A 19,605-nucleotide genomic window follows, 5' to 3' on the forward strand; every position below is an offset into this window, starting at 1 on the left:
TGGAAGCAGGAAGCCCTACCCTCAAGGAGCGAACGGCGTCAGCCGTGAGCGAGTAGGGTGGGGTAGTTCACACTTAGCTACCCGGATTCTATATCATCAGTGCCTCCCGGCGATCTCGAGAACGGCCGTCTAGTGGCCTGCCCGTCGCATCGTCCAGAGATCGTCGAAGTCGATGGTCTCGACCCCGTCGGTGTCGGCGATGTACTGGAGCAGTTCCCGGTAGTCGTCCACGCCCATCGTGTTGTCCAGCTCGAACTGGTGGAAGTTCAGGATCGTACACTGGCGGTGTTGGGCCGCGATATCGACGCAGGTCTTCGCGGTGTCGAGATCGTAGCCGATCGTTCGGGGCAACACCATCGGATCGAACCCGTGAACGCCGGTCAGGTTCGGACTCCCCGACTGGTTGAACCCGCCCGCGTAGTAGTAGTTCGTGGCGATCTCGAGGACGCGAGCGTCGAAGTCGTTGTGCGGGAAGACAAGGTAGTTCCCGCCCTCGAGTTCGGCGTTGACCGCCCAGTTCTTGTCCGTGTTCAGCGTGTCCTCGAGCTCCGAGTCGCTGAGTTCCGTCAGCTGCGTGTGGCTCCCATGGGCGACGATCTGATCGCCGGCGTCCTGGCGCTCCTGGAGCTGGTCGATCGTCATGATCCCCTCGCGCTGTCCGCGGACCCACTGGCGGACGACGGACATCACTGCGGTGATATTGTGGTCGTCGTGGAGCGGACCGGCCGGGTCGTAGAAGTCCTGGTATCCATCGTCCCAGTTGAGGATAACGTATCCCTGATCGGGTTTCTCGTGGGTTCGCAGGTCGTCAACCCAGACCTCGGCCTCGGCCCCGGTGTTGTGGACGATGATCCGGAGCTCCTCGATCGCGTCCTGCTCGACCGGCGTCGTGCTCTGACTGAAGAAGCCGGGACAGGTCCGAAACCAGCCGACGTTGTCCGTCCCGTACGTTATCTCCCGCAGCGAGTAGCTCGCGTGGCCACCATAGATGTCCCGCAGCTGGATCTCGAGGGCGATGTCGGTGGGCGTTGTCGTTCGTACAGCCATCGAGACGTCGAGGTCGCTCATATCCGTCGACTCGAACTCCGTTGCGACGACGGCGTTTCCTTCGTCTTGGGCGGTCAGGCGGAGACTCTGACTCCCGTCGAAGGCGACCTCCGTATCCGCCTCACCGCTTCCCTGCACCAGCTCCCACTCGTCGAGGCTCTCGAAGTCGTTGAGCTGATCGCCCGGCTGGCCGAACTCCTCGCGGCTGTTGTACTCCGTTTCGACCGCGAGCTCGGGTGCGTCGACGTCGTCGGAGTCCGTGTCCGTATCGGAGGTATTGGTAGCCCCGTCATCACCGTTGGACGCGGAATCGTTCCCGTTGCCCGAAAGCGCAGAATCGACCTGCTCCAAACAACCGGCTAGCCCCGCGAACACTGTCGTTCCAGACGCTGCGAGAACCTTCCGCCGGCCGCTTGTGCGTTTTACCATTATCGCGTGATTAGATGACGGGTTATTTTAATGTTTTGGATTCAGAATGAATAAATTTCACGGGCAGTATCGAGTCCCCCGTCTAGTTCATAAAAGAGAGGTTCAATTTTACTCAGTGGTCTCTAAAGAAATATTCTTATAACCGTTGATACAAGCCATTGGTGATGGTAACACCGGAGGACCGATTCGACAGGGTACGGGAATACTGCACCCAGTGTGACTTGGACACACAACACCGCGTCTCTATTCAGATCCGGCCAGAGAGCGAGCGCGGGACGAACAGGGCGTTCTCTCGAGAACCGTATCGCCTCAGCGAGTGTCAACAGTGTGGGACACAAGAACGCCAGCGCATGAACCAGGCGTGAGCAGACTGCCTGCGAGACGTCGCCGGATCGGGTGTTGCGCACTCGAGAGATGAAAGCCGACTATTGGAGTTCCGAGAACGTGCCAAGGACACGCGGCCAGTGTGCGTGTGCAGCCTCGGCGTTCCCAGCGAGCGTTCCCCCGGACGTCGATCCAGCCGACCTCCGTACCGGGAGGTACGGCTGGGGAATGTGGCGGCCAGCAGCGGCGTATCGCACGTGCTCGAACGAGGGATGGTTGCGTGCGTCGAGGCGCTCGCGCGCGAGCTCGTGGAGGCGGGCACTGGGCCACACCCGGTCATCGTCGCCGGTCACCAGCAACACCGGGCCGTTGATCTCCTCGACGGGAATCGTCGCGGTCTCGAGCTCGAGCGCGCCAGCAGCCGCGATCGCGTCGGTGTAGCGCTCGAGACGATCCGTCCCCTGCCCGGCCTCCGCGACCGACAGAGACGACCGCGCATCGTCCGCGAGACCCCAGGCAGGCGTCCCCGACGGCGGTCCCCGTACCACACCCCCCTCCCAGAGGAGCCCACTGCCGTTGATCGACACGACTGGGCCGACCGCGTCGTGCCGGCTGCCAACGAGCAATCCGAGCTCGCCGCCCCTGCCGATCCCCCACATGCCGATCCGCTCACTCGTCACCCGTTCGTGATCACGGAGCCAGTCAACTGCGCTCGTGACGTACTCGAGGGGGACCTCAACCGGGGAGTCCGGCAGCCCAGGCCCACTAACATACTGGAGCGCAAACGCCGTGAAGCCGTGCTGGGCGAGCATCGCCGCGACGTGCCACTGGGGCTTGCCGCCCGCGCCGTGGAGGACAAGGATACCGGGCCCGGACTGTCCCGACGGCGGTTCGAAGACGTGCCCGACGAACTCACTCCCAGCCTCACCAACGCTGGTGAACGGATGCCACCGCGAGAGGCGGAGCTCACCGATCGTCCGCTCCTCGGTCTCGATGCGGTACGTCAGCGTGTGATCCGGCGGCCATTCCGTATCGGACGGCACAGCGCCGGTTCCGATGTACTCCTCCCACGAGATATCCGCGAATTGAATCAACGCGACAGCGGTCGGGACGTCGAGGTCCGCCGGCAGGTCACCGTCGATGATGCGGGCATCGTTCAGGGCCACCGAGTCCGTCTCCGACTCGACGGTCACGCCAGCACGGAGCGTCTCGCCGTTCGCGAGTGCGCCCTCGAGGACGATCTCGAGTTCCGTGTTCGACGGCACACCGTCTACGGTAAGGTCAAACGGTTCGTCGATGCGGAGCGTCTGTGGATGAGTAAACGATGCGGAGGCCTCCTTAGCGGGCAGACTACACCCTGGCAGCATCATCCCGGCAGTCCCACTCAGGGATGCCAGCAGCTGCCGTCGTGACATTGCACGCTGAGAGCTCATTCACCCTCGAATAGTCGTCGGTGTGCCATGGGTAGCTGAATGATACGTACTGTGCGTTAGCTGTAATTGCGAAAGAGTAGTATAAGAATTCTTTGAACAAAGATGCTGATGAAATCGAGACGCCAGCACACATCACCGCGAGAGGAGCAGCCAGAGAACTCACAACTACAGTCGGAGAAGAAGCTTATCCGACTCGAGCCGACGGAGACGCCTCACGGAAGAGGAGATAGCCGACACACAGAGAGACCAGCACTGATCCCAGCGACCAGTGGAACATCGTGTAGGACTCGAACAGCTGGTGGACCGCCCAGCCGCTCACGAACGCAAGCATCGCGACGGTGGCCTCGTTGTACCTGAGCAGCCCGACGACGATGCTCCCGCCCGTGAGCCCGAGATAGGCGAGTCCGCCGATGAGACCCGTCTGAAGAACCACTGAGAGATAGGAGTTGTGCGGCGAGGGAGCCCCATCGCCGGCGAGATAGGAGTCGAGAACGACACTCGGCGGGCCACTACCGTGACCGAACAGCAACGGCCCGTCCCAGATCGCGTGGAGACTCGCCGCCCAGAGCTCGAACCGACTCGATGCCGAGATCTCGAGGAGGCCAACGTACATCGCGACAAGCGCGATACCCACGCCACAAAAGGTCAGCCCGAGTCCCACAGAACCGACCAGCCGACCGCCGAAGACATACCCCGCGTAGACCACCACAACCACCGCCGCGGCGAGCATCGCCGCGCGGGCGTTCGAGAGCACGACACCGAGCCCACAGAGGCCACTGATCGCGGCTGCCTGCGACGCCACAAGCGGGCGGCGGGCGACGACGGACTGGTGGAACGTGACACCCGCGGCAACGAACCCGGCAAACGAGAGGAGCCCAAAGGAGTTCGGGTTCGGAAACACCGACCGAAGGGCCGTCTCAACACCGGGCAGCGGCGGCGCACTCGACCACTGGCGGACCTCGACGAACCAGAAGCTGTACTCCCCCGTCAGGTAGGTGAGTAATCCGAGGAGGACGCTGAGTGCGGCCCCCCACGACAGAAACTGGAGAAAGACCCGCTCCGGAACGAGTCGCGGGACAACGAACAGGTTTGTCCCCATGACCAGCGCCGCCCAGACCGGCCACCGTGACTGCGAACTCGAGGGAACGTACTCGAGCGTGTGCACGAAATACAGCGCGGTGAGGACCAGAAAACAGCCGACTGCGAGCCACTGCGTCAGCGTATACCGTCTGGCATCGGCCACAACCAGGAAAAACGACACGAAAAGCACGAAGACGACGGCGAGTGCCAGGACCCGACTCGGTCCCAGCCCAAGCCCGGGTGAACTGCTCTGATACACGACAGCGAACACCGCAAGTGCGAACCCAGCCACCGATAGCAGCGCGGCCTGGAGGTGTTCTGCCGTCTGATAGTACCGGAGAGCAAGCAAGAGCCCCTGGACGGTGCCGAGAAGGACCGCAAACGACGCAAGATGCCATGCCAGTACCGACTCGGTGATGTACTCGACGACGACGAGAACCAGGTACAGCCCGAAGAGGCCATAGGTTGCGCCGTCTGCAACCCGGGCACCGCTCCACTCGAACGTGCGAACTGCCCCTGGGTTCTGTATGATACTCTTCATACTCATACTGAATAAGTACTTGTATAACTAGTCACTGCAGCTGGGAGTCGAGCCCCGCCCGAACGAGCAGAGCGCGCAATCGGGGCCATCACGGTACTCCGACGGCGGTATCGACGGCCCACTGCGTTGGCATCCGGCAGCCGGCAGAGCCAGTGGGACGGCTCCGATCCGGGGCGGCTCTCGGGTGGGTGTGTCGAGACACTCCGAGTTCTGCTCGAGCCCATCCTGTAGCTGCTCGCTAGGAGTGCTTGCCGTGCGGGCACAGCGCCGTCAGCCCCTCATCCCGGCTGACGTAGACGGCGTCCTCGGTGACGATACACTCCTCGTTGAACCCGTCGTTCCACTGGGTGTCATCGAACGTGAAACACCACTCCTCACAGCCATCCTCGAGGCAGTACCCGACGATCTTGTCCGGATCCGACGACCCGGGGTTGCTGTGGGCGACGACGACGGTCCCATCAATGATCGCCGGCGGGCCGTACGAGTGGGCGCCGGTCTTACACCAACTCGACTCGGGACCGGTCATCTTCAGTTCGTACCGACCCCGAGTGACAGAGAGAGATCCGACAGCTGCCGTCGTCAACGCGTCCGAGACGAAGCGCTGACAGTCCGTGCCGTTCTCGAGACCGGTGACCCCTTCTTCGCCGGAGTTTTCGACGAACAGTGCCTCGTCAGTCGCAGCGAGACCAGCGGCGAAATCACCGTCGTTGAGTTGATCCGCCCGTCGGGTCGTCCCCGCTTGTGGGTCAAATGCGACGACCGCATCCGCATCGACCGATCCCTCGCTCGCTCGCCCATCGAGCAACGCCCACACCGTGTTGTCGACCGCAACGACCGCACTGGCTCGTGTACTGAACACATAGCGGATCTCGTCCGCTCCACCCTGCTTCGGCGTGACACCGACGGACTCACACTTCCACTGGAGCGATCCATCGGCTTCCGCAAACGCATAAAGCGCCCCGTCAACGGTGACGTAGACGGAACCGAACGCCGCAACTGGCTCGGACGTCGAGGCCTCGTCCCCGAACTGTTCGCTCCACTGCACCTCCCCGCTCTCGGCGTCGATCGCCGTCAGCTGGCTCCCGACAACGTAGACGGTGCCGTTCCCGACCGCCGGCGTCCCCGTCGCGTGAACCTTCTCACACGTCCACGCACAGGTTCCCGACTCCGCATCGAGTGCATGTACCCCCTCCCCTGTCCGGAGGAACACCATCTCACTGGTCGCGACGAGAGAGCCGGACTCCTCGTACTGCCAGTCGATACGATCCGGACTCGAAAACCCGTTCTCCGTCGGAACGTATCGACTGTTCCCTGTGTTCGCCCCATACGAGGACCACCCACTCGGTCCCTCGAACGAGTCGTCGTCGTCCTGAGATGACGCAGCTCCACTCCCAATCGAAGCGAGAATCCCACCGGCCGAAAGTGTTGCTCCCGTCGCGAGTACCGATCGACGTTGCCAGTCTGCCATGTACGTTTTGACACCTACTACTCACCTGTTTATCCAACAGTTATATAATAGTTGTGTCTAGAAGGTCGATAAAACTGATCTCTAGTCCCTATCATTATTTAGAACGCTATCGAGCCAGAAGAACCCCTCAAGGAGAACGCGACACGATGGGAGCACCCCTCCACACGGGCCCGGTGTGCACAACAGCGAGGCGAGAGCGGCGCACCGCTGGAAGACGAAGAGGGGGCTGTAAGCCGGATTCTGTCGACCGTGCGAACGCCGTTCGGTTCACAACGGACTAGCAACAGACCGCCGTCTCCTCGAGCACACGAGGACAGTCGCGAGCCACCGACGGCGTCAGTTGAGTTCCATAATCGAAGAGGAAAAATATACGGCAATCCAAGAGAGATACAGAGAGATCAATGGTTTCACCAGGAGAACTCCGTCTCCTCGAGAGGTTAATTAACGCTGATACGTTCGAGCCAGAGATCGCCGACAGCGGTGCGGTGAGCTATTCGACCGCGGGCCAGTATCTCGACGACACCGACGATGCCCCGGTCACGGTACTCGAGCGGTTTGCGACCCGCGGCGTGCTGGCAGACGAGTTCATCTCAAAGGTCTACAGCTGTCCGGAGTGTACGACCGAAGGGGTGCAGTATACGACGGTCTGTCCGGCCTGCCACGATCCGCATGCAGTCGAGACGACGCTGGTAGAACACGCCTGTGGGTATACCGGCCAGGAAGCGGAGTTCGAGACCGATACCGGCTACCGCTGTCCCGACTGTAACGACGAGCTCACGTCCGTCGATATCGAAAAGAAGCGTCGGTACGTCTGCAAGGAGTGTTCGGAACAGTTTCAGACCCCGGCTGACCGGCTGTGGTGTCGGGAGTGTACAGCCAGGATGCCCCCCCGAGAGGCAACCGAAAACGTCCTGTACCGATACCGGCTTACCCACGACGGCAAACAGTGGCTCGACCGGCAGAAACAGGCTCGACAACAGATCGTCGAGCTCTTCGAGGAGCGCCGTCTCGAGACCACGGTCGATACGACGGTGGCTCCCGAAGACGGCGCCACTCGATCGGTGCACGTCCTGGCCGAAGACAGCCTGATGGGCGAACGACGGGTCGTCGCGATCCATGACACACCGGCTCTCGAAACCGTCGATCCCTTCTGTGCGTTCGCGGGGGCAGCCGATGCCCATCCGGTCGTGATCACGACCTCCGGAGCCGTTGAAGCGGCTGTCGCGACGCGAGCGACGGAGATCGACCTGACGGTACTCGCCCTTACGGACCAGGGCACGCTCGAGGCGGAGTACGAGACCGTCGACGAGGTGCGCCCGCAGACGGATGGACTCTTCCAGCGACTGAGTGCCGTCCTCGAGATTCCCGGCCGTAGGTAGTTCGTCGCTCCGACAGCGACCACAGGCTGTGTGTCTCGGCGTCGCTCGAGCGTCGAGCGTTCGGAGGAAGGAGGTCTCGAGTCAGTTGGCCCGAAGACGGAGCGCCAGGTCCGGATCGATACGGCGCTCGAAAGCGCAGTCGATCGGGAACGCCAAGCTTGAGTTCGACACTGCAACTGAACGGACCAATCCCCCATCTTCGAACGGGCCTGCCCGTTCGCCTGATCCGTGGGACCGACGGTCCCACGCCACCTCCAAAGACCGACGCGTCTGTGCCGAGGGAGTGGGGGTAGTTTACTGGGCAGCTTCTCGTTGAAGACTGTGGGAGAGTCGCGTCTCTCGCGTCTCGAGCGTTGTCCCCCGCAGACCGGCAAACACTACAAGCGTCCTTTCCGCCGCGAAGAGCCGCTCATTGTGGCTGCTCCAGCGGAACTACGTGTGTATATATGAGAACGGATTACCGGGTCGAAGTCGTGATGAAGAAGTCACCAAGATCGTCGAGAACTGGAGTCAGCCGAATCAACATCTACATCATGTCACTATCGAGTCAACCTGCAGACGAGAGTACCGCCGCCCCGGAGACGGCCGACGTCCACGGCAGGAACTAGACCCACCCCCGACGCACACGCTCGAGCGAGCACGCACCTGCTCCCAACCCACCACCACCGCGACGCACCCGCCCCGTACGCAGGGACGAGTAGCCGTGGGACCGTCCTCGATCGGTCGTCGTCGGTCACCGCTCGAGACGTTCCCTCCCGATCCGACCGAGGACGCCAGCTGTCACCGGAGCTGAGCGACGACTCGAGGACGAATCGACGGCTCGAACTCGTCGGAACTCCCTCGAGGGAGCAACGGATGCACATGAGGCGAGAACGGGATGCTGGCCAGGCGTTTCTCGAGCGGTTTCCGGTCACAGACATCACCTCGAGGCTTCCCCTCGACGAGGCTGTCCCACAGTTTGCCTCGTGGGTTCGTTATCGGACCGACAGTCGCCTCAGTGCCTCTCTTGGAGAAACGCTCCGAACGGCCTATCGCAAACACACTGGACCCACTCACTTCTCGAACACGTCGCTCATTTCGGATCGGAAATGGATTTACCAGCCATTTTCTGCAGGTGAGACCTCCTCCAACGACTGAAGTCGTGAACTTTCGCACGGAATACGGATACCAGCAGACTCACCACGACGGACGACAGTCGAACCACCGGACCTTGCGTTCTCGGTGTTGCTTTCATAGCGAGTCTCGAGCAATCCCGATTAATAACTCGGCCCGAATTTTTTATTATACCTTATCGGAATAAGGGGGGTTTGTAGCAGCTGATTTAATAAGCCTGTAGTAGCTAGCGACGAGTAATGACCTCCCCTGACGAGAGATCCCACGATAGCAGTGGTGAACCACCGGATTATACCCACAATCATTCTACTCTCGAGCCCACTCGGCACGCAGGACAAGACAGTGACAGTACATCACCGAGGGACCAAGAGGACGTTGCACGGTTTTCGGTCCCCGAGATAGACTGCTCATCCTGTGCAGGAAAGGTCGAAAATAGCGTCGAAAAGCTGGACGGAATCGAGAGCGTCGAGCCACGAGTGACGACGGGGACGCTGACAGTCTCCTACGACCGCGGGCAAACGAGTGCCACCGCGATAGCTGACCGTGTTGAAAAGGCTGGATACACCGTGGAGAACACCGGCGAACTGACTTCGAAATTTACGGTCCCAGAAATGGATTGCCCCTCGTGCGCGGGCAAGATCGAGAACGCTCTCGACCGGACCAGTGGAGTCACAACGTACGAAACGCAGCCGACGACCGGAACCGTCGTCGTCACGTACGATTCGTCGAGAGCTGGAGAAGCCGACGTCATCGACGCTATCGAAAGCGCTGGGTACGAGGTCACGGACACGGCAGGCGACGAATCCGGACGTCAGGAACCGGCCGAAGAGCGCGAGCGCATCTGGACGAGTTCGCGAGCACGCAAGACGTGGGTGAGCGGTGGATTCGTCGCCCTCGGCTTACTCTTCGAGTTCTTCCTGACTGGCCAGAATATACAGATTGCAGGTCTTCTTGGGACGGAGCTACTCATCGCAGACGTCCTGTTTCTGGTTGCAGTGGCCACCGGCGGCCAGGAGATCCTTCGTAACGGCTACTATTCGGCGCGGAATCTGAACCTCGATATCGACTTTCTGATGTCTGTGGCTATTCTCGGGGCGCTCGTTGCGAGTCTCGTCTTCGGTGAGGCACTCTACTTCGAGGCTGCCACGCTTGCGTTCCTGTTCAGCGTCGCTGAACTGCTGGAGCGACACTCAATGGATCGCGCCCGGAACTCGCTCCGAGAGCTGATGGATCTCTCACCGGACGAAGCGACCGTCAAGCGTGATCAGAGCACGGAGACGATTCCCGTCGACGAGGTCGCCGTGGGTGACGTCGTCGTTGTCAAACCAGGGGAGAAAGTTCCGATGGACGGGGCCGTTATCGACGGTGAAAGCGCCGTCAATCAGGCGCCCATCACGGGCGAAAGCGTCCCCATCGACAAGACGACGGGCGACGAAGTGTACGCCGGCACGATCAACGAAGAAGGGTATCTCGAGGTGGAGGTCACCTCCGAAGCCGGTGATAACACGCTCTCCCGCATCGTGGAGATGGTCGAAGACGCCCAGTCGAACAAAACCGAACGTGAGCAGTTCGTTGAGCGCTTCTCGACGTACTACACGCCAGTCGTCGTTGCCTTCGCCATCCTGACGACGGTGGGAAGCCCGTCTATCCTCGGCACGACCTGGTCCACGGCTGTCGTCTACGGGCTGACGCTGCTGGTGTTGGCCTGTCCCTGCGCATTCGTCATCTCGACGCCCGTTTCGGTGGTGTCTGGAATTACGAGCGCCGCCAAAAATGGCGTCCTGATCAAGGGCGGTACTCACCTCGAAGCGATGGGCGCGGTCGACGTCGTCGCCTTTGACAAGACAGGAACGCTCACGAAGGGGGAACTCACCGTCACCGATGTCGTTCCATTGAACGGGAACTCAAAGGAAGCCGTTCTCCGGTGTGCACGCGGCCTCGAACAGCGGAGTGAACATCCCATCGGCGAGGCGATCGTCGCGGAAGCGGGCGAAGCTGGTGTCCCAGAGCGTGAGGTCGACGAGTTCGAAAGTATCACCGGGAAAGGCGTGCGTGCTGACCTTGACGGAACCCCACATTTCGCTGGGAAGCCAGGACTCTTCGAGGAACAGGGGTTCGACCTGAACCACGTTCATGCGACGACCGACGGAGGTATCGTTACACAGACTGCCCGCCAGATGTGCGACCGAAACAACTGTCTCGATCTCCTCGAAGAGACTGTCCCCGAACTCCAGGCTGAGGGCAAGACCGTCGTCCTCGTCGGAACTGAAAACGAACTCGAGGGCATCATCGCCGTGGCCGATGAACTCAGACCGGAAGCGAAGCGAACGATCGCGCGACTCGAACAACTTGGTGTCTCCCGAACAGTACTGCTGACGGGCGATAACGGGCGAACCGCTCGCGCTATTGCCGAGCAGGTTGGCGTTGACGAGTATAGGGCGGAACTCCTCCCAGAGGAGAAGGTTACTGCGATCGAGGACCTCGTCGAAGCGTACGACGGGGTTGCAATGGTCGGTGATGGTATCAACGATGCACCGGCGCTGGCCACCGCCACAGTCGGCGTCGCCATGGGTGCAGCTGGGACGGACACCGCCTTGGAGACCGCAGACATCGCCTTGATGGGCGATGACCTTGCGAAGCTCCCCTACCTCTACGAACTCGCAAACGATGCAAACGGCGTCATCCGGCAGAACATCTGGGCTAGTCTCGCTATCAAAGCCGGTCTGGCAGTTGCAGTCCCGTTTGGATATGTTCCCATCTGGCTGGCCGTCCTCGCCGGCGACGCCGGAATGACGACGGCCGTCACCGGGAACGCGATGCGATTGTCCCGAATCAAACCACATGCACTACTCGATGCCGAGCAGCCAGCACACTGACATCCTCCCACGACTGAAGTCGTGAGGTTCCACGGTAATCGCGCTATCGACTTTGCCCTGATCTATGATACACCCTGAACCCAAATTAAGAACAATGCCTTCTCCACAGAACCTAGATTACATTTAATAAGCAAAATTTAACTAATAAGGGGTTCGATACCGTTGTAGTCACAAATGCCCCTTCAAGAGTTACCTGACGATGCCCCCGGGCGCCTTGTTCCATATGATCGGCATCCATATTATCATCCGGATCCTCTTCCACCAGATAACGAGTTACAATTCGAGAAAGAATTCTACGAGATGCTTTCGGAGGCAACGTTTTGGCTCGGAAAACTCAGCGGATTCAGTCAGACCACTGATTTCGCACCCGTGTTGTACACGTCGTTGCTTCGGAAAGAAGCAATGGAGTCATCCGAAATCGAGGGCGCAGACATCGATTACAACGCGCTCTATAGTTTCGAGACTCAGTCACTGAGGCACTCCAAGACAATTGATGAGCAAGCGACATCCATAGACGAAACGAAAGACGTCCAAGGAGTCCTCAACTACGAGCGTGCTCTCGAAAGCGGAATCAATGCACTCGATCACGGTAATGGGATCTCGATCGATCTTCTGCATACTCTCCAGAAGACGCTCCTGACCGACGTGCCTGAAGACCGCCGAGAAACGGACACCATTGGGGAATTCAAGACCGTTCCGAACCACTTGGGTGAATTCGTCCCTCCCGCTCCAAGCGCCGTTGACGGTCTGATGGACGCGCTGATGACATACATCCGAACCGGGGGTAGCTACCACCCGCTCATCGATATTGCACTCACACACTATCAGTTCGAAACGATTCATCCATACGGGGACGGGAACGGTCGGCTTGGGCGTCTCCTCATCACATTACAACTATATGACCAAGGCTACCTCGAGCAACCAACGCTCTACTTGAGCGAGTACTTCAATCGCTACAAAGAGACGTATGTCGATCGTCTGAATACCGTCCGGAAGTACGGTGAGTGGACAGGATGGGTCGAGTTCTTTGTGACGGGTATCCGCCACCAAGCGGAGGAATCGTTACTCCGGTCTCAAGAGCTTCATACGTTGCAGCAGGAATATGAAGCGACGTACGGCAACACCGCTGCTGCCTATGCAGAGCTCGCGTGCAAACTCTTTGAGCAGCCATATCTTACCGCTACTATTGCTGAAGAGTTACTCGAGGTAACGAGTCCAACGGCGTATCGAGCAATCGACCAACTGGTAGAAGAAGGAGTACTCGAAGAAACGACTGGAAAGGAACGGAACCGAGAATATCGAGCACGGGAGATTTTTGAGATTCTCGAGCGGCCACCACGGACGTATTGATGCGGTGGACGGAGAGCAGAGCACGAACCTGGATCGGGAGTGAATCATATCCCAACAGATATGCGTAGAAGCCACTATACGATACACGATAGGACATAGGAGGCAGAATCATCGGACGTGCCGTCGAGTATCAGCTCTCATTCCCGCTATCGAGAGAGGCACAGACGCTCTGACTATCGCAACCAGTCCCAGTCGCCGAGAGCTACGATGACACTCTACGATTACTTGTTTGTGACGCTTCGGGATTGAGTCGATTGCGCAATCTTTGAAAGCGTGAGAAGACCGAATGCAGAGACACCGAGGGCGAGGGCAGCGATGCCGGCAATGAGGAGCGTATTGGTATAGCAGACGATCGAGGCGACAGCAACGAACACTGGCGGACCGAGAGTCGTTCCGAACTGAAGCACACTCGTTCGGATACTCATAATCCCGCCACGGAATGCATCGGGCGTGAGTGTGTTCAGTGCTGTATCGGTGATCGGTTCTGCGAAGCCCTGTCCGATACCGAATAGGAAAAAGAAAGGCATTCTACAGGGTCAGACGACCACTCTTGATTTACGGCGCTCAGGAAGAACGACGAAAAGATCGCCCAGTGTCCGATCACGAGCAGTTTCAGCACGACGATCGACTCCATTAGAGACTCAGGGGTCGTGAACCCGCTCTGGGCCTCCGTGACGGATTTATTCCACGTTCATAAGAAGCACCCGAATAGAGAGCACACGAAATCCACTCTCCACCAACGATCCAGCAACAACCGGGTCGCTATCAGGTGTTCCTCGAGAACGCCCCGCGCCCTCGAGACGCCCCCTCGAGCCACGACAGGTGCTCCTCTCGAGCAACCCGGTACCAGAACGCTCTTACAGATTCGCACGAGCAATCACTCCATGCACATCTCCGTCATCGGCAGCGGCTACGTCGGAACCACCGTCACGGCCTGCTTCGCCGACCTCGGCCACGAGGTCACCGCGATCGACATCGACGAGGACGTCGTCGACGCGCTCAACGAGGGACGAGCCCCGATCGACGAACCCGGCCTCGAGGAGCTCCTCGCGACCCACGCCGGCGACCGACTCGAGGCCACCACGTCCTACGACGCGGTTTCCGAATCCGACGTTACGTTCCTCGCGATCGGAACGCCCTCGAACGAGGACGGCAGCATCGACCTCACCGCGCTCGAGGCGGCCGCCGAAGCCGCGGGCGAAGCCCTCGCCGACAAGGCCGACCGACACCTCGTCGTTATCAAGAGTACCGTCACCCCGACGAGCATCGGAGAGGTCCTCGAGCCCGCCGTCAACCGAGGATCGAACGACAACCCTAACGTCGAGGTCGGCATGAACCCCGAGTTCCTCCGGGAAGGCAGCGCCGTCGACGACTTCCTCACCCCGGACAAAGTCGTCTTCGGAACGAACTCCGAGTGGGCGACCGACCAGCTCCACGCGGTCTTCGACCCGCTACTGGACGAACACGACGCCGACGTCGTCGAGACCGATCCCGCGACGGCCTCGATGATCAAGTACGCGAACAACGCCTTCCTCGCCTCGAAGATCAGCCTGGTCAACGATATCGGGAACGTCTGCAAGGAGTTCGGCCTGGACGCCTACGAGGTGATGGCGGCCGTCGGCCTGGACGACCGCATCTCCGAGCAGTTCCTCCGCAGCGGCGTCGGCTGGGGCGGCTCCTGTTTCCCCAAGGACGTCGACGCGATCGTCGCCGCCGCCCGGGACGAGGACTACGATCCCGCGCTCCTCGAGGCCGCCGTCGAGATCAACGACCGCCAGCCCGAACGCCTGCTCGAGTTGCTCGAGGACCACGTCGACCCCGCCGACGCGCGCATCGCCGTCCTCGGACTCGCATTCAAACCGCAGACGGACGATATTCGAAACTCGCGGGCGATCCCCACGATCGAGACGCTCCGGAACCGCGGCGCGGAGGTCGTCGCCTACGATCCCGTCGCCGCCGAGAACATGCGCGAGCGGTTCCCCGAGATCGAGTACGCCGACTCCGCCGCAAGCGCGCTCGAGGGTGCCGACGGCGCCGTCGTCGTCACCGACTGGGACGAGTTCGCCGCCCTCGACGAGGAGTTCGACGCGATGGCCGACCCCGTCGTCGTTGACGGTCGACGGATCGTCGAGCGACGCGACGGCCTCGCCTACGAGGGACTCACCTGGTAGTCGCGTCTATGGCAACGGCAGTCGCGGTTGACGAGGACGCGACGTCCCGTCTCGAGACGAAGCGCCGTCCGTGGCGGAGCATCGGTACGGAACGTCCCACTCGGCTCGTCGACCGCGGTGCCACCGACGGACGGCGCGGGGACTGACGGATCGAGACGGTCGCCACTGGGGCGGTGACGATACCGAACCCGCGTCCGATTCCGACCCTGCGACACGCGGCGCTCGCCGAACGGAGGGCAACCCAGAAGCGACGGCGAAACGAACGCAGTCGGCAACGGTGATCTATGACACGTTTCGGCTGCTCCCGCTCGCCGGGACCGGGTCGCCCGCTCGGGTAGTCTCGACGCTCTCACTAAGACCTACCCACCTCGTCAAAGATTGTGAGAGTCTACGACGCGATACCGTTCGAGCCCGTCCGTCCTCTCGCGTCGGTTCGTTCTCGCCGTTGCTCTCACACTGATTCGTTCGCGGGAATCGACGCGCGTTCGGACGTCTTCGAGACGGGAGAGCGTCGTCCGCCGACTACTCCCGCGGCGTCTCGAGACGGTCCTCGATCGCATTGAGGACGAGACGGCACGCGTCGCGATGGTCGGCCACTGTCCCCCGCAGCCGTACGAGATCGTGTCCGAAGTATGAGACCGCGTCCGAGGGCGGATAAACGCGCTCCCGCGAGCTGTGCGCGTTGGGACGACGAACCCACCGACACGGCGACGCCCCGTCCCGTCGCTCCTCCCGGTAGTGGACGCCGAAGTCGTCGTTTCGATACCAGCGAATCTCGAGGCGGGCGGACACCCCCTCCAGTACTCGTCGGAAGGTTCGGAGCGCACGGAGCGTACCGCGCCGGAAAACGGTCCCGCCGCGACTCGAGTGCGACGACTGCCGGAGCCGGAGTCGGTTCCGCCGTCCGCCCGGACGAACATGTACCCGATCCGGGGACGGACGCCGTCCCGCTTCGGCGCTATCGCCGCGTTCCGTCAGGCTATGCAGACCCAACCCACACAACGCATATAGGAATCCCCGGCCTGAGTCCGACCAATGACAGACAGCTGCTACAACTGCGTGACGTGTGGCTCCGAACTCGACTACAAGACGACCAAGCACAACGGCTGCCCGAACTGCGGCTCCGTACCGCTTCACAGCGCCGACTGAAACCCCTTCTCGAGCGATCGATCGCACTCGAGAAACGCTCCGATCACCCGTCCCGTAGCGTCGTCTCGAGAACCTGCAACGCGTACTCCCGAGGCGCCGACCGTCGTGGCTACTCTTCGAGCCGGCGGGATCGCCGCGGTGTCGCGCCCTCGACGATCAGGTCCAGCAGCATCGCCTTCGGACTCGAGGGCGGGTACCGCGTGTCGATCAGCTCGCGGGCCGTCTCGAGGTCGCCTCGGACCGCGCACTGTCGGACGCGACCCGCGGTTCGCAGGAACTCCGAGGAGTCGGCCTCGGAGATGTACTCGGCCGCCTCGGGGGAGCCCCCCTCGAGGGCCTCCTGCCGAATCTCGTCGAACTCCTCGAGCAGCGGCTCGTACTCCGCTTCGAGCTCGGAGAGCAGGAACTCCACGGCGAAGCGCTGGAACTCCGATCGGTTCGCGAACGCGCCGTCGTCGATGTGCCCCTGGACGATCTCGAGCACCTCCTCGGGGAACCGGACCGTCGACTTGACCATAGTATCACGGATCGCGAACGAACGGGATACCGTTTGTGGTCGCCCCCCTCGAGCAGACGCGGTCGACGCGCTCTCGAGGGCGCGGCGGGCTCGGTCGATCGCCGGTGATGCGACTCGAGGACGGATCGACGCGGGACCGACGAGGAGAGCTACTCGCGTCGCGCGACGGCCACGCGGTCGGACGCGATCGTCACGGCGTAGGTTTCGTCCGCCTCGAGCGCGACCGATACGCTCGCGGCCGTCGACCCGCTGGTAAACAGCGCGTCGAGCGCCTGCGGGTCGAGGTGGTCGTAGAGGACGAGCCCGACCTCGTCGTCGAGCGCGGTCGCGTCGGTCCCCTCGAGGGCGGCGATCGCCTCGAGGACGGCGACGGTCGGCGCGGTGTCGGGATCGTACGGGCGTTCGATACTGGGCGCTCCGGTCTCGGTGGAATCGTCGTCAGTAAGGGCCATGGTGGGTTAGCTGGAGCCGTACTCGACGTGGATCGTCGGCGACTGCGGCTCGGTTCGATCGAGGACGTGTGCGTTAGCCAGGTCGCCGGAGAAGCGGAACCGGGTAACGCCGGTTTCGATCGCTCCTTCGGCGGCGTGCTCCGAGACGACGGCCGTTCCGTCGCCGTCGGCGGCTTCGATCGTCCCGTCGACGGTGATTTCGAAACTCGCTGGGCCGCCGTGTCCGACGACCGTCACACGGTTGGGGAGGGCGGCGTGACCGTTCGGGGCGTCTCCGTTCAGGTTCGCGGCGTCGCGTGCCATACGTCTGACAGTCGCCCAGGAGAACTTAGTACTTTCTGTCCGAGTAACGGTGTATTGGGGCGAATTACATGGATCTACGAACGAATTCGATGTATTTTGATCCGGACGTTCAGATACATAACTCACTCTCCCGAGCGGTACCGATCGAAGCCCGCCCGGGACGGGGTGGTAACCCCTCGCTACCGCGCCCGCGGGCGTGGTACACTGTCGCTACCGTGGCCGTATTCACTCGTTACCGCGGACGGACGAGTGCAACGGGCGACTACCGAGGCGGGACAGCCTCACCACAGACGCGTGCGCGAAACCGCGAGCGTCGACGGGCGATCAGCGCAGCGCGACCTCGCTCCAGACCATGAAGTGGTCGGACGCGGCGGTGGCGGTCGCGTGCAGGTCCGGTTCCGCGTCCGGATCGGGCCAGTAGACCGCGGAGTCGAGGACGTCGAACTCCTCGGACGGGAGGACGTAGTCGGCCCGTCGCTCCCACGCGGCCGTCCAGCGCTCGTCGCCCGCGGCTCGGCCGCCCGGACTGGTCGGCGTCCCCTCGGCGTTGATCCGCGGGTTGTCGATAACGTGTTCGCCGACGGCGTCGAAGTTGTTCCCCTGGCCGGGCTCGGCGTTCAGATCGCCCATGACGACGAACGCCTCGTCGGGCTCGAGCCCGCCCACGCAGCCGTCGTCGTCGTAGACGTAGTCCGCGCCCCGGACGTAGTCGCCAAGCAGCTTGTTCTCGCCGTGGTTGCGACGGCCGTTGAAGTTCTCGGGTCCGTCGAACGCCGGCGGCGTGGGGTGGGCGATGACGGCGTGGACGGTCTCGTCGCCGATCCGGATCGGGACGTCGGCGTGGGTCTTCGAGGAGACCCGGAAGCGTCGCGTCTCGGCCTCGGTCAGCCACCCCATCGGCTCCTCGTCCGCGTCGAGTTCCGACTCGATGACGTCGGTCGTCGGGATCCTGTTCCCCGGGACGTCCCGCCAGCGGAGGCGCCGCATCGTGCGGACGCTCTCGACGTCGATCGGGTACTTGCTGTAGATCCCGAGTGCGTACTGTCCGGGGTACTGGCCGAAGCCCCACGCGTCCTCGCCGTAGGCGTCGTCTCCGGGTTCGAGCGCGTGGCCGTCCTTGAACGCGTCGATGCCGCTGGGAACGCCCGTGTTGCTCTCGGGGGCGTAGAAGTAATCGTAGTCGACGCCCTCGAGCCCGTCGCCCTGGGGGACGTTCAGGTAGTTCCGGAGGAAGGCCTCGCCGGTGTGGGTGTGCGAGCGCTCGCCCGACTGGAAGTTGTTGTCGATCTCGCAGATCGTCAGCACGTCCGGCTCGGGAGCGCGCTGTACGACCTCGGCCGCCGCCTGTAGCCGTTCGTCGTCCCCGCCGAAGGCTCGCTCCGTGGTGAGCCCCTCGACGTTGTACTCCGCGAAGACGAGGCCGTCCTCGGCCGGGCACCGTTCGCCCCGAGCGCCCTGCGCCGTTCCGGCGGCGCCGGCGGTCAGAAACGCTGCACCGCCGAGTTTCAGTACCTCGCGCCGCCGCGGGGATCGGAGGCGTCGTTCCGCGGTCATCGACGCGCCCCCTCGAGGTCGAACTCGCGGCGTCCGACCGTAGCGTTGTCGAGGACGACGACGTCGTCGACCGTCGCTCGCTCGCCCGGTTCGCCGCCCTCGTCGTGGTGGAGGACGACGGTCACGGTCTGGGTGTCGGTCAAGGGGCGCTCGAGCGCGAGCGTCCCCTCGAACGTCTCGCCCGCGGCGAGGGGCTCGCTCGCGCTGATGCGGTCCATCCCGGCGTCGTACGCGGCGACGACGAACCCGTCGTCGGCGTACGTCGCTTCGTCGATCTCGAGGCGGCGCACCGCCCCCCTCGTCTCCTGTCGGGGAACGCGGACGGCCGCCCGCCCGTCGAACCCGTCGGCGGCGCGCGCCCGCGCCCGTGGTTCGGTCGACATGGGAAAGCGTGGTCGAGAATCCCGGATAGGCGTTCC

15 protein-coding genes and 1 pseudogene are annotated in these 19,605 nt (G+C 62.2%); 6 read left to right on the plus strand and 10 right to left on the minus strand.

The window, feature by feature from the left end; translation table 11 throughout:
* Positions 1–129: 129 nt before the first annotated feature.
* Positions 130–1,398: a polysaccharide deacetylase family protein gene (locus GWG54_RS16160; RefSeq protein ID WP_394352933.1), complete on the minus strand. Its 1,269-nt coding sequence runs from the start codon at positions 1,396–1,398 to the stop codon at positions 130–132.
* A 242-nt stretch (positions 1,399–1,640) separates the two neighbouring features.
* Here GWG54_RS16160 and GWG54_RS20975 point away from each other — a divergent pair, with 242 nt between their 5' ends.
* Positions 1,641–1,841: a hypothetical protein gene (locus GWG54_RS20975; RefSeq protein ID WP_167938748.1), complete on the plus strand. Its 201-nt coding sequence runs from the start codon at positions 1,641–1,643 to the stop codon at positions 1,839–1,841.
* 60 nt (positions 1,842–1,901) lie between these two features.
* On the opposite strand, the gene GWG54_RS16170 is transcribed toward GWG54_RS20975, so the two are convergent.
* The 3 genes from GWG54_RS16170 to GWG54_RS16180 form a co-directional block, all read right to left on the minus strand.
* Positions 1,902–3,215 carry an acyl-CoA thioester hydrolase/BAAT C-terminal domain-containing protein gene (locus GWG54_RS16170; protein ID WP_167938749.1) on the minus strand — a complete coding sequence of 438 codons (1,314 nt, stop codon included), beginning with the start codon at positions 3,213–3,215 and terminating at the stop codon, positions 1,902–1,904.
* A 202-nt stretch (positions 3,216–3,417) separates the two neighbouring features.
* Positions 3,418–4,854 (minus strand): O-antigen ligase, encoded by a 1,437-nt coding sequence (locus tag GWG54_RS16175; protein WP_245242844.1) that lies wholly within the window; start codon positions 4,852–4,854, stop codon positions 3,418–3,420.
* Between the two features lie 238 nt (positions 4,855–5,092).
* Positions 5,093–6,064, minus strand: a complete 972-nt coding sequence (locus GWG54_RS16180; protein ID WP_312854295.1) for a PQQ-binding-like beta-propeller repeat protein — start codon at positions 6,062–6,064, stop codon at positions 5,093–5,095.
* A 659-nt stretch (positions 6,065–6,723) separates the two neighbouring features.
* On the opposite strand from GWG54_RS16180, the gene GWG54_RS16185 reads away from it, so the two are divergent.
* The 3 genes from GWG54_RS16185 to GWG54_RS16195 all read left to right on the plus strand — a co-directional run bounded on the left by GWG54_RS16185 (position 6,724) and on the right by GWG54_RS16195 (position 13,040).
* The gene (locus GWG54_RS16185; protein WP_167938752.1) at positions 6,724–7,701 is read left to right on the plus strand and encodes a hypothetical protein; all 978 of its coding nucleotides are present in this window, start codon (positions 6,724–6,726) and stop codon (positions 7,699–7,701) included.
* 1,352 nt (positions 7,702–9,053) lie between these two features.
* Positions 9,054–11,690 carry a heavy metal translocating P-type ATPase gene (locus GWG54_RS16190; RefSeq protein ID WP_167938753.1) on the plus strand — a complete coding sequence of 879 codons (2,637 nt, stop codon included), beginning with the start codon at positions 9,054–9,056 and terminating at the stop codon, positions 11,688–11,690.
* Positions 11,691–11,864: 174 nt separating this feature from the next.
* Positions 11,865–13,040 (plus strand): Fic family protein, encoded by a 1,176-nt coding sequence (locus GWG54_RS16195; protein WP_167938754.1) that lies wholly within the window; start codon positions 11,865–11,867, stop codon positions 13,038–13,040.
* 221 nt (positions 13,041–13,261) lie between these two features.
* Here GWG54_RS16195 and GWG54_RS21310 read toward each other — a convergent pair.
* Positions 13,262–13,555: pseudogene (locus GWG54_RS21310) on the minus strand (MFS transporter); the annotation flags it as partial.
* A gap of 369 nt (positions 13,556–13,924) precedes the next feature.
* Between GWG54_RS21310 and aglM the strand changes: the two are divergent.
* Positions 13,925–15,211, plus strand: a complete 1,287-nt coding sequence (gene aglM, locus GWG54_RS16205; protein ID WP_167938755.1) for a UDP-glucose 6-dehydrogenase AglM — start codon at positions 13,925–13,927, stop codon at positions 15,209–15,211.
* Between the two features lie 8 nt (positions 15,212–15,219).
* The gene (locus tag GWG54_RS16210; RefSeq protein WP_167938756.1) at positions 15,220–15,357 is read left to right on the plus strand and encodes a hypothetical protein; all 138 of its coding nucleotides are present in this window, start codon (positions 15,220–15,222) and stop codon (positions 15,355–15,357) included.
* Positions 15,358–16,469: 1,112 nt separating this feature from the next.
* On the opposite strand, the gene GWG54_RS16215 is transcribed toward GWG54_RS16210, so the two are convergent.
* The 5 genes from GWG54_RS16215 to GWG54_RS16235 all read right to left on the minus strand — a co-directional run bounded on the left by GWG54_RS16215 (position 16,470) and on the right by GWG54_RS16235 (position 19,569).
* On the minus strand, positions 16,470–16,877 hold the full coding sequence (locus tag GWG54_RS16215; RefSeq protein ID WP_167938757.1) for a transcriptional regulator: 408 nt from the start codon (positions 16,875–16,877) through the stop codon (positions 16,470–16,472).
* Between the two features lie 149 nt (positions 16,878–17,026).
* Positions 17,027–17,329, minus strand: a complete 303-nt coding sequence (locus GWG54_RS16220) for a HalOD1 output domain-containing protein (protein WP_167938758.1) — start codon at positions 17,327–17,329, stop codon at positions 17,027–17,029.
* A gap of 6 nt (positions 17,330–17,335) precedes the next feature.
* On the minus strand, positions 17,336–17,632 hold the full coding sequence (locus GWG54_RS16225; RefSeq protein ID WP_167938759.1) for a hypothetical protein: 297 nt from the start codon (positions 17,630–17,632) through the stop codon (positions 17,336–17,338).
* Positions 17,633–17,956: 324 nt separating this feature from the next.
* Complete coding sequence (locus GWG54_RS16230) at positions 17,957–19,186, minus strand: endonuclease/exonuclease/phosphatase family protein (RefSeq protein ID WP_167938760.1); 1,230 nt, start codon at positions 19,184–19,186, stop codon at positions 17,957–17,959.
* Complete coding sequence (locus tag GWG54_RS16235; protein WP_167938761.1) at positions 19,183–19,569, minus strand: hypothetical protein; 387 nt, start codon at positions 19,567–19,569, stop codon at positions 19,183–19,185. Before GWG54_RS16235 ends, GWG54_RS16230 begins: the two co-directional genes overlap by 4 nt.
* Between the last annotated feature and the right edge of the window lie 36 nt (positions 19,570–19,605).

It is taken from the genome of Natronococcus sp. JC468, assembly GCF_012163165.1.
GTDB lineage: Archaea > Halobacteriota > Halobacteria > Halobacteriales > Natrialbaceae > Natronococcus > Natronococcus jeotgali.